We start from the raw sequence: 9,771 nt of genomic DNA on the forward strand, positions 1-9,771 counted from the left end.
CTCACGATGGACACCCTTGTCTTCAGCTAGTGGTTGGCACTATTAACCCCCACATCAGACTTTCACTGATTAGCAAATATCCATGCCAGGCAAACGAGAAAAAAAGACCGGATTTAACCGGTCTTAACTTAAGACTGTTTATATTTTAATATAAATTAACACCTTTTTCAAATGAAATTCCAATAATATAACAGCTAGAGTCATTGTAATTTAGAATGATTAACAGTATAATTAGTATAAGGAAGATATAAAAAGTTATGGGAGGTTTTTAAAATGCTTAAAAAAATTACTATTCTAAGTTTAGTTATAATCTTCATTCTCGCTTCTATTTCTGCAGCTGCAGTGGAGCTAGATGATTTTGATAAAAACTTACTGGTCAGAGTATTTAAAGATGTTGATAGTGAAGATGTTGAATATATGGCCAGACTGGGTCTGGACAGCAAAGATATTAGTCTAATTCTTTATTATTACAGTAATGCCGATAAAAAATTAGATAAAGAGGAACTTGACAGACTTGTTAAAAATAGGGAACGAATTAATGAATTTCACCGTTATTTTGGTATGCCGTCAATTATTTTTGATGATGAACTAATTCGGTTTAGACATCCCGCGAGGGAAAGACATTTTCCACCTTTAAATACAAAAAAATATGATAGAAAATATGAATTCAATGGTGGTACAGAAATAATTAAAGTTCGGGGTAATAATTATGATTACAAATATAATAATAAGAGAACTGAGGTAGAAGAAAAAATTGAAATAAAGAAACAAAAATATGAATATTACTATCGGGACCAAAATATGATAGAAAAGCTTGAGGTGCACCATGCCAATAATAAATACAGTTATTATTATAAAAATTTAAATACCGGTCGGACTATAAAAAAAGAAGGTAGGGGTAGAAAAGCCAATAAAGATAATGTCTATGAAGAATTAAAAGAAAGATATAACGAAATGGAAGCTGATGATTGGGATAACAATGATGAGGATGAAAATAAAGATGATGACAGTGATGATAATGGTATAGATGTTAAGTTTGACATTAAAATTGATTTAAGTGATCTTTTTAATTAATACAATCTTAATTTAATCTATCTCACCAGTAAATAGGCCGGATTTCTCCGGCCTTTACTTTTTATCTAAACTTATTTAAAATTCATTAAATTTAGTGACACAAACCGGCTCCATAACCTAAACCTCTATCATTATAATTTCTACCCATCATACCATAACCTAAACCTCTATCCATCATCATGCCTGGACGGTGACCAAAACCATTATTAAAGCGATTCTGAAAGCGATCATTATAATTTAAACGATTTTCTTCACTTACATTAAGCTGCTCTTCTGTTAAAACAGATTCAATTTTTTCCTGATGGGCAATCCTTTTTTCATCCAGCTGGATTAAAACCTCTTCAATTTTATCCTCAACTTCCCCGATCTCTGCATTATCTGCACCCCGGAATTCTAAGTCTCTTAATTTGCGATTTAAATCTCTAAGCTGATCTCTTAGCTCTTCAGTTTCATTATAAAATTCATCCCTAAAGTCTGCAATTTTGTTAATCTGTTCTTCACTTAGTTCTATACCATTATAGCCACTACTAGAACTTCTATACCCCATCTGATAACGGGTCTGATTATTTGCTGTTCCCATTCCCAACTGTGAACCGTGAGCAAAAATTACACCTGTAAATACTGTGATTACAAAAGCCAGCACCAAAAAGATAGTTAATATTTTTTTCATTTCTCATTCACTCCTTAATAATTTTGTTTTGCTTTTTTAACTTCTACCTTAATTATAGGAGTAAATTGTGAAGGAAATATGAATTTTTAAAACAAATTATAATATTTATTCAAAAAAATAAAAGCTCCCACTAAATATTAGCAGGAGCTTAGAATTTAAATTTTAAAATAATTGATTAACAGATAACTGATTAATGAAGTTGCAGCACATAAAAAACTTCCCCAGACAATATCAATTACAGTTATCATCACCGGCCAGTCTTTAATTGTTGCCAGATTAGTCATATCATAGGTAGAATAGGTAATAAAACCGAAGAATGCACCTGCAAATAAGGCATACTGCCAGCTGGATAATTCTACTGCCCTGTTAATTACAAAAAAGAGCATTCCTGCTACAAAAAATAAATAAAATATTGCAGCTGCTGTGGCATTAAAATTATCTTTGAGTAAAAATCCAAGCTGTTCTCTATATAAATTTTTGGCTACTGCTCCCAGCCAGACAAGATCAATAGCAAAAAAGATGACAATTGTGATTAAATATGATTTAAGATAATACATCTATCTCACCCTCTTTTCTTTACTCATTTTCTTCTCCATTAATATTTTCTAATTCTCTAACTCTGATCCCTGTCATTACATCTGAGCGAGTAATAATTCCCTTGAGTTCGTCAGCCTCCATAACTAAAAGCCGGCCGATATCTTTCTGAAAGAGAAGTTTAAAGGCTTCATACAATTCATCTTCTGCTTTTACACTGTGAATATCCTTATTCATTATAGTCTGGACAGGAGTATTACTGTACTCATCCTGAGGAATCTTCTGCGCATCTTCCATGGTTACTATTCCTACAACTTTGTCATCTCTGAGCACTGGAAATCCAGAATGTTTATCATTAAACATTTTTTCTATTAAACGGTGAACACTCATATTAGCCGGTACTGTCTTAACCTCCGCGGTCATTAAATCTTTAACCTTTAAATTAGAAAGAGCAGATTTAATATTACTAAATTGATGTTCCTGAGAAGCACCAATATAGATAAAGAAAGCAATAAAAACTAAAAGAAAGTTACCGCTTATAAAACCAAAGATTCCAAAAATCCAGGCAAAAACTTTACCAACCCGGGAGGCAATTTCCGTAGCTCTTCTAAAAGAAGTTCTCTGAGCAATCAAAGCTCTTAAAATACGTCCTCCATCTGAAGGAAAGGCTGGTAAAAGATTGAAAATAGCCAGAAAAATATTTAACTGTCCTGTATATACAATCACTAAACGAAGATCTTCTAATATGAAATTGGGAGCGTAAGTTCCAACAAAATAAGAAATTACACCAAGTACCAGACTGGTTAAAGGTCCACTGGCAGCAATTTTCATCTCATCTTTTGGATCTTTAGAAATTTCTTCAATATTGGCCAGACCACCAAATAACATCAGAGTAATATCAGTAGTTTCTACATCTTTTGTTCTGGCTACAAGTGAATGAGCCAGTTCGTGCAGTAAAATACTGATAAAGAGTATAACAGCCATAATAAATCCCAATAGATAGGGATTTAAAAGCAGCTGCCGCCTGGCAATATCAGTGTTTTCTGTCAGGTAAATAATATTACTGCCAAAAGCCCAGGCAAAAAAAGGCAGGATAATCAATAAACTAACATGTATTTTAACCGGTATGCCGAATAAATGCCCAACTGTAAAAGAACTTTTCATATCTATCACCTCTACTAATAAATTATGAAAATTTAATAAAGTCTTAAAATTGTCTTTAAATAATTAAAATCAGCTTTAATTATCTTTTCTACTTCAGCTGAAAGATTTAAATTATTATTCTTTAAAAAGCTATTAAATTTCAACTCCTCTTTTGAATTGTTTTCTATAATTTGACTCAAATAATGTCGAATTTTTATTAAATCTCTATTTCCAATTTTTCCGGCCCCTTTGATAATATTTAACCTTTTTAAAATAAAATCCTGAATTTCTTTTAATGATTTCTCTTTATCCCGGTGTGGCAGTACTGCTGGAGTAGAAAAAACTCCCTGAGCCAGTATCTGATAATCTTTATCTGTCAGATGAGCTGCTGCAAATAAAGAGAGTCCATTGGGATTGATATTATTTATTTTTTTTATCTGCTGAATCAACTGATCCGAAGTCAATTTAAAAACGGAAATTCCGGCATACATTGGTTTAGAAATTTGCTGACGGTCTTCCTTAATCCAGCTGCTCAGCTCAGAAAATAAATTTTCAGTATAGGTCATCGGTAAAACAAAATCTAAATAACCTTCCTCCAGCCATAAAGACCAGTTCTGTAGTGCTCGGAAGCGCGCTTCTTCCCGACCGGGAATCACATCTGCTGAAATTAATAATTCAGGATCAACAGCTTTCAGCTTCTCAGATGTCTCTTTAACCATCTCTGTAATTAAATTTTCCCTATATTTATTCCAGAGAGCAAAATCTGAGCTGCCACTTTTAATTTCAAAAGGATCGATCCCATATTCATCTTTAAATTTATCTACACTTGCCTGATCATAGCCAAAACTACCTCTGTATTCTTCGGGAAAACGAATATAATCTAAATTAAGTCCATCAAGATCATAGTTTTTGACTAAATAAATATATCGCTGCTGCAAAAAATTCTTTACATCAGACCGGGCTGGTGAGAGCCAGGTAGAATTATGATAACTAACAATCTCCCCCTCTCTATTTTTATTGGCCCAGCCAGGATTTTCAGTTAAAATCCTCCCGGGATTACCGCTGGTATTTTCATTAAAAACCCAGACCCAGGGATGTACTTCCATATTTCTCTTTTTAGCTTCTTCGATCAAAATTGTCAGGGGATCTCCTTCCCAGCTGCTAAAGCGGGGATCCTGAGTAAATAAATTATTATCAGGAATAATTGATAAACCTTTATAAAAAGTTTCTGGAAAAATCACATTAAAATTAGCTGCTGCAGCTCTGTCCAGAAAATCCTGAACTCCAGCTCTACCACCTATTTTTGCATAGGTGCCGCTGTCCAGCCAGAAGGCTCTCATCTGTACTGGTTTTGACTCAATAGTCTTTAAGCTAATTTGATTTGCATTATTAATGATTTTTGCTGCTAAATCAACTACCTGTTGATCTTCTTTATTTTGATAAGCTTTGAGCTGCTGCTGATATAAAGCATTTAATTTTTCCAGTCTTGATTCAATATCTGACTCTGCTATAATTCTAAATTGCGACTCAGCTTTAAGCAGATTGTTTTTTACTTCATTTAAAGATCTTTCTACGTCTCTGATCTCTAACAATGATTTACGATAATCATCTGGCTGATAATAGGCTGCTGTACTGAAAGAATAAAAAATTACCATTGAAAAAATCAGCAAAATTAATAAGTAAATTTTATTATTCATTATTTATCTCCTCTGCTAAGATCTGATTCCATTTTTCTTCCATAATATTTAAGGCCTCTCTGGCAGATATTTTACCTGCAAAGGCCCTCGCAAACTGTTCATGCATTACTCTGATCAGTCTGTCAGCCTGAGGGTGGATTAAGGTTAGGTCCTTATTGCGAGGCAGCTGGGCCTGCAAAATCTTTTGGGCCTCAGTTTCTAGCGCTACTCCCTGGTCTGTTTCAGTTATTATTTCTTCTTTTTCAATATTATTTTCCTTCTCAGAGATAACGGCGGAAGATAAAACAGAAGCCCTTTCGGAAAATTCTGCCTGTGCCTCAGCAGAAGTAATAAAGTGAGCAAACTCTGCTGCCTTCCTTTTATGGCTGGCTCCTTTAGGAATCACTAGGTTCATTAAAGCTGCATTGATTACTCCTTCTTCAGCTGTGGGAATAATAGAGAGTGCTGTTACCTCTCTTAGATAGTCAGATTCTTTTTCAATTTCCTTTAAAAATTGTGGTGCAGTCAATAAAATTGCTAAATCATTTTTTTTATACCGCTCCAGAGCAATATTAAAACCAGAGCTTAATGTATCTTTGGGGATTACTCCTTTTTCTGCTAGATTTTGATACCTCTTGATAATTGCCTCTGCTTTTTCTGTGTTAAAAGCAGCTTTGTTTCGGTGATCCTCATTTTTAAACAATTTTATTCCAGCTTCAATAAACTCATGCTGGATTTTTATCTGGGGCATTAGTGCATATACTCCGGTTTCAGCAGTAATTTGTTCTGCTAAATTAAAGAACTCTTCCCGATTTTGAGTGATATTTTGAGGATTAACTCCTGCTATTTTGAAAATTTCCTGATTAAAAGCCATTAATTTTGAACTTACATACCAGGGAAAAGCAAAATAATCACCTTGATAATGCCCATTTTCCCAAAAATTAGAATAATAGTATTGACTAAAATCTTTTTCTAAAGTTGAAATTGGAAATAATAATTTCTCTTCCAGTAAAGAAGCCATTAATTGAGGAGAAAGATTAACTACTTCAGGTATATTCCCCTCTGCTATCCGATAGCGCAGCTGCTGATTAATACTCGAAAAATTAATATCCTCCCAGCTAATTTTTATTTCAGGATTTTTATTTTCAAATTCTTTAATTTTTTTTATAAAATAATCATTAAACTGAGGGCTTAAATTAATAGTCCAGAACTCAATTTCCTTCTCTGCCTGAACAGCAGCTGAAAAAAATAATATTATTAATAAAAATATTAATAAGATCTTTTTACCCATTATTAGTTCTCCTTTGTTTTGAATCTATTCCTACTAAGTGAAATGGTAAAAACCCCTCCGTACTTTCAGAGAGGCTCTTACCTGGCAGCAGGGTAAATTTATTAGCTTAATATATAATTAGAGATTTTAATCATATTTCCTGCATTAATGACGATTAAGCTGTAAAAACTTTTTGAGCCGAAGGTATCAACTTTATTTCCAGGGGAAAAGCCGGTCCTTTTTCTCCATCAATATCACAGTGCTGCTCAAGATTATTATTTTTTATTGTGATTTTAAAATAGTTGTCCTGCAGATAAATTAAGTTTTCATTTTTTATTTCCTTACCGTTAAATAAATCTGCAGCTGCAGAACTTAGTTTTAAAATGTTTCCTGTTTTAACTGCCAGTAAATCAAATAAACCATCATCAATAGAAGCCAGTCTGGCGATATTTTTAAACCCTCCAGCATCTTTACTATTAAAAATGAAAAAACCTAAAAAATCACCTTCTATAATTTTTTGAGAAGTCTCAATTTCTAATTCCATTGCTTTAATATTGGGCAGCTCTTTTAAACCCTGCAGATAGTAAGCTACTTTACCGAGACGATTTTTCATTTCGGTTTCTGTTCCATGAGCTATCTGCGAAATAATACCTCCCACACAGACATTTAAAAAATATCTGTCATTAACTTTACCTACATCAATTTCTTTGACCTTCCAGTCTAAAATTCGTTTAACACTATTTTCAATATTTTTTGTCATCCCGAGAAAAGTAGCAAAGTCATTGGCAGTTCCTGCTGGTATTATTCCCAGGGGAAGATCAATATTCTTTTTCTGCAGTAAATCGACTATCTCACTGGCAGAGCCATCTCCTCCTGCAACAACAACGGCCTCAAAACTTTGATCGATATTTTCCAGACCAGCTTCAAAATCACCTGGTTCCATACTTCTATAAATGTCTACTTTGAATCCGGCAGTCTGAAACTGCTTTAAAAACTTATCTAAATAAGAATTAAAAGACTTATCTCCAGCTGCCGGATTATATATTAATTTTACTTTTTTGTTTTGCATTTGATCAACTCCTATTAAGCAATTTAATTATACCATAAATTACTTAATAAGAAAAAAATCCAGGAAATTTTAGTTTCCCGGATCTAAAATTAAATTATTCAAGTTCAGCAGAATTACTATAACCTCTTGACTCCCAGTATCCCTCATAGTCAGAATTACTTGAGACTTCAATACGCTCAATCCATCTTATCCATTTATAACCATATTTTTGTTCTGCTACTAATTGAAAAGGAAAACCCTGTCTGGGTGGTAACTGGACTCCATTTACTTTGTCTGCAATGATAATATTATTTTCTTTAATAAAACTGATTGGTAATGATGTGCTGTATCCGTCTGGAGAATAGAAAATAAGTGTATTAGCTTTTTCACTAATATTTAATTCATTTAATAAGTCAACTAAGGGTATACCTTCCCAGAGAGCCTTAACCGACCAGCCAGTTACACAATTTAAAGTAACTAATTTTTTGATATGATTTTTTTCCTGTAACTCTGAGTAGCTATATTTCCTTTCTTCGGCAACTAAACCATCAATTACAAGTCGATATTCATTAATGTCTATTTCCTGAATTCCCTTAATTGAGTTTTCTCTAAAATCCTCAATTGATCCCAGCTTTTCTCCCTTATATTCATTAATCTCGACTTCTTCGATATTTTCATTTTCCGCCTGAGCATATACAGTCTGAAAAGAAAAAACAAGTATTAAAACCAGTGCCAGTAAAAATAATGATTTTCTCATGATTTTACCTCCTAAAATGACTTAAAATACACAAATTAATTTTAATATATTTCCTTACTTACATTATAACATAGATTATTAAATTAAAAATCCCGACAGGAATATTTTCGTCTGCCGGGATAATAAAACCTTACACTTTTAATTTTATTAAAAAACTAACTTGTTACTTTTAAATAAATCATTCATTGAATTAACTTACGCACTTTCCTTAAAATATTGATCTACTTCTTTTAATAATTCAATAATGCTTAAATTTTGAGGACAGGCTGGTTCACACTGACCGCACTCTACACAGTTACTGGCTCTTGCTGTTTCGTCCATTTCATAGTATTTCTCTGCCATTTCTTCTCCCTTATCAAGCAGTTTAGCCTGGTTAAAGAGATGAAAATTCTCAGGAATATTAACTCCTTCAGGACAGGGAAGACAGTATTCACAGCGGGTACAGGTAACAGGTCCTCTCATTTCCTCTGCTGCTTTTTCCATCATTTCGAACTCAGAATCGCTTAAAAGACCAACTTCTGACTCAGAAGCTGTCTCGATATTTTCTTTAAGCTGCTGCATATTGCTCATTCCACTGAGCACAACACCCGGCTCCTTTTGACTCCAGACCCAGTGCAGGGCCCATTCTACAGGAGTTCTCTCCGAATTTTCGGACTCCAACAATTCTTTTGCAGATTGTGGTGGTTCCTGAGCCAGCCAGCCGCCGCGGATCGGCTCCATAATCACAACTCCCATCCCTTTAGCATGGGCTTTTTGAAGACCAGCTTTACCGGCCTGATATTCGGTGTCCAGATAATTATATTGAATTTGAGTAAAATCCCAGTCATAGCCATCAAGTATTGTATTAAAAACTTCTGGACTGTCATGGAAAGAGAAACCTAAGTACTCAATCTTACCTTCTTCTTTTTTCTTTTCTCCCCATTTTAAAATATCAAGATCCTTAATCTTCTGCCAGCGCTCTGCATTCAATGCATGCAGTAGATAAAAGTCAACTTTTTCTACCTGCAGTTTTTCCAGCTGCTTATCTAAATATTTATCCAGGTCTTCTTTAGTCTCACATTCCCAGATTGGTAACTTAGTGGCCAGATAAACCTTTTCCCTGTAGCCATCCTTTAAAGCCTTACCTACAACATTTTCGCTTTCTCCCTGATGATAGGGCCAGGCTGTGTCAACATAATTAATTCCATTATCAATTCCATAACGAATCATCTTGATTGCTTCTGCTTCATCAATATTGGACGAATCATCATCAATTATTGGCAGACGCATTGCTCCAAAGCCGAGAGCTGAAACTTCTACGTCAAGATTTCCCATTTTTCTATACTTCATTTTTTTACCCCCAATTAATTATAGTCAAGACTAAATTATTTTATCTTATTATAATATATTCAAGACTTAATAGTAAAATCCTTTTAATTTAAGCTGTGAATTAATTATCTTTAATCGAGTAGGAGGGAAATAATTAGTTTATTCCCCGTCCTCTCACACCACCACAGCGTACCGTTCGGTACTGGGCGGTTCATTAAGAATTAATTACTTGTGCATATCTTTCCGTAAAACTAAAGTATCCCAGTTTCTTTAATAGCTGATTGGTAAAGG

General features: G+C 33.8%; 9 protein-coding genes. 1 reads left to right on the forward strand and 8 read right to left on the reverse strand.

Annotated features, from left to right (window positions below; all coding sequences use genetic code 11):
* The first annotated feature begins 273 nt into the window (after positions 1–273).
* Positions 274–1,074 carry a hypothetical protein gene (locus DFR79_RS15540; protein WP_133516381.1) on the forward strand — a complete coding sequence of 267 codons (801 nt, stop codon included), beginning with the start codon at positions 274–276 and terminating at the stop codon, positions 1,072–1,074.
* Between the two features lie 91 nt (positions 1,075–1,165).
* Here the strand turns inward: DFR79_RS15540 and DFR79_RS15545 are convergent, their stop codons facing one another.
* The 8 genes from DFR79_RS15545 to DFR79_RS15580 all read right to left on the reverse strand — a co-directional run bounded on the left by DFR79_RS15545 (position 1,166) and on the right by DFR79_RS15580 (position 9,501).
* On the reverse strand, positions 1,166–1,744 hold the full coding sequence (locus tag DFR79_RS15545; RefSeq protein ID WP_133516382.1) for a Spy/CpxP family protein refolding chaperone: 579 nt from the start codon (positions 1,742–1,744) through the stop codon (positions 1,166–1,168).
* Between the two features lie 155 nt (positions 1,745–1,899).
* Positions 1,900–2,301, reverse strand: a complete 402-nt coding sequence (locus DFR79_RS15550; protein WP_133516383.1) for a DUF2177 family protein — start codon at positions 2,299–2,301, stop codon at positions 1,900–1,902.
* A 19-nt stretch (positions 2,302–2,320) separates the two neighbouring features.
* Positions 2,321–3,442, reverse strand: coding sequence for a site-2 protease family protein (locus DFR79_RS15555; protein WP_133516384.1), 1,122 nt, complete (start codon positions 3,440–3,442; stop codon positions 2,321–2,323).
* A gap of 32 nt (positions 3,443–3,474) precedes the next feature.
* Positions 3,475–5,118, reverse strand: coding sequence for a glycoside hydrolase family 10 protein (locus DFR79_RS15560; RefSeq protein WP_133516385.1), 1,644 nt, complete (start codon positions 5,116–5,118; stop codon positions 3,475–3,477).
* Positions 5,111–6,388: an ABC transporter substrate-binding protein gene (locus DFR79_RS15565; RefSeq protein ID WP_133516386.1), complete on the reverse strand. Its 1,278-nt coding sequence runs from the start codon at positions 6,386–6,388 to the stop codon at positions 5,111–5,113. Before DFR79_RS15565 ends, DFR79_RS15560 begins: the two co-directional genes overlap by 8 nt.
* A 154-nt stretch (positions 6,389–6,542) precedes the next feature.
* A complete protein-coding gene (locus DFR79_RS15570; RefSeq protein ID WP_133516387.1) occupies positions 6,543–7,436 on the reverse strand; it encodes a diacylglycerol/lipid kinase family protein in 894 nt (297 codons plus the stop codon).
* A 94-nt stretch (positions 7,437–7,530) separates the two neighbouring features.
* Positions 7,531–8,172 carry a molybdopterin-dependent oxidoreductase gene (locus tag DFR79_RS15575; protein ID WP_133516388.1) on the reverse strand — a complete coding sequence of 214 codons (642 nt, stop codon included), beginning with the start codon at positions 8,170–8,172 and terminating at the stop codon, positions 7,531–7,533.
* A 195-nt stretch (positions 8,173–8,367) separates the two neighbouring features.
* Positions 8,368–9,501, reverse strand: coding sequence for an aldo/keto reductase (locus DFR79_RS15580; protein ID WP_133516389.1), 1,134 nt, complete (start codon positions 9,499–9,501; stop codon positions 8,368–8,370).
* Positions 9,502–9,771 lie beyond the last annotated feature (270 nt).

The organism is Halanaerobium saccharolyticum, from assembly GCF_004362045.1.
Lineage (GTDB): Bacteria > Bacillota > Halanaerobiia > Halanaerobiales > Halanaerobiaceae > Halanaerobium > Halanaerobium saccharolyticum_C.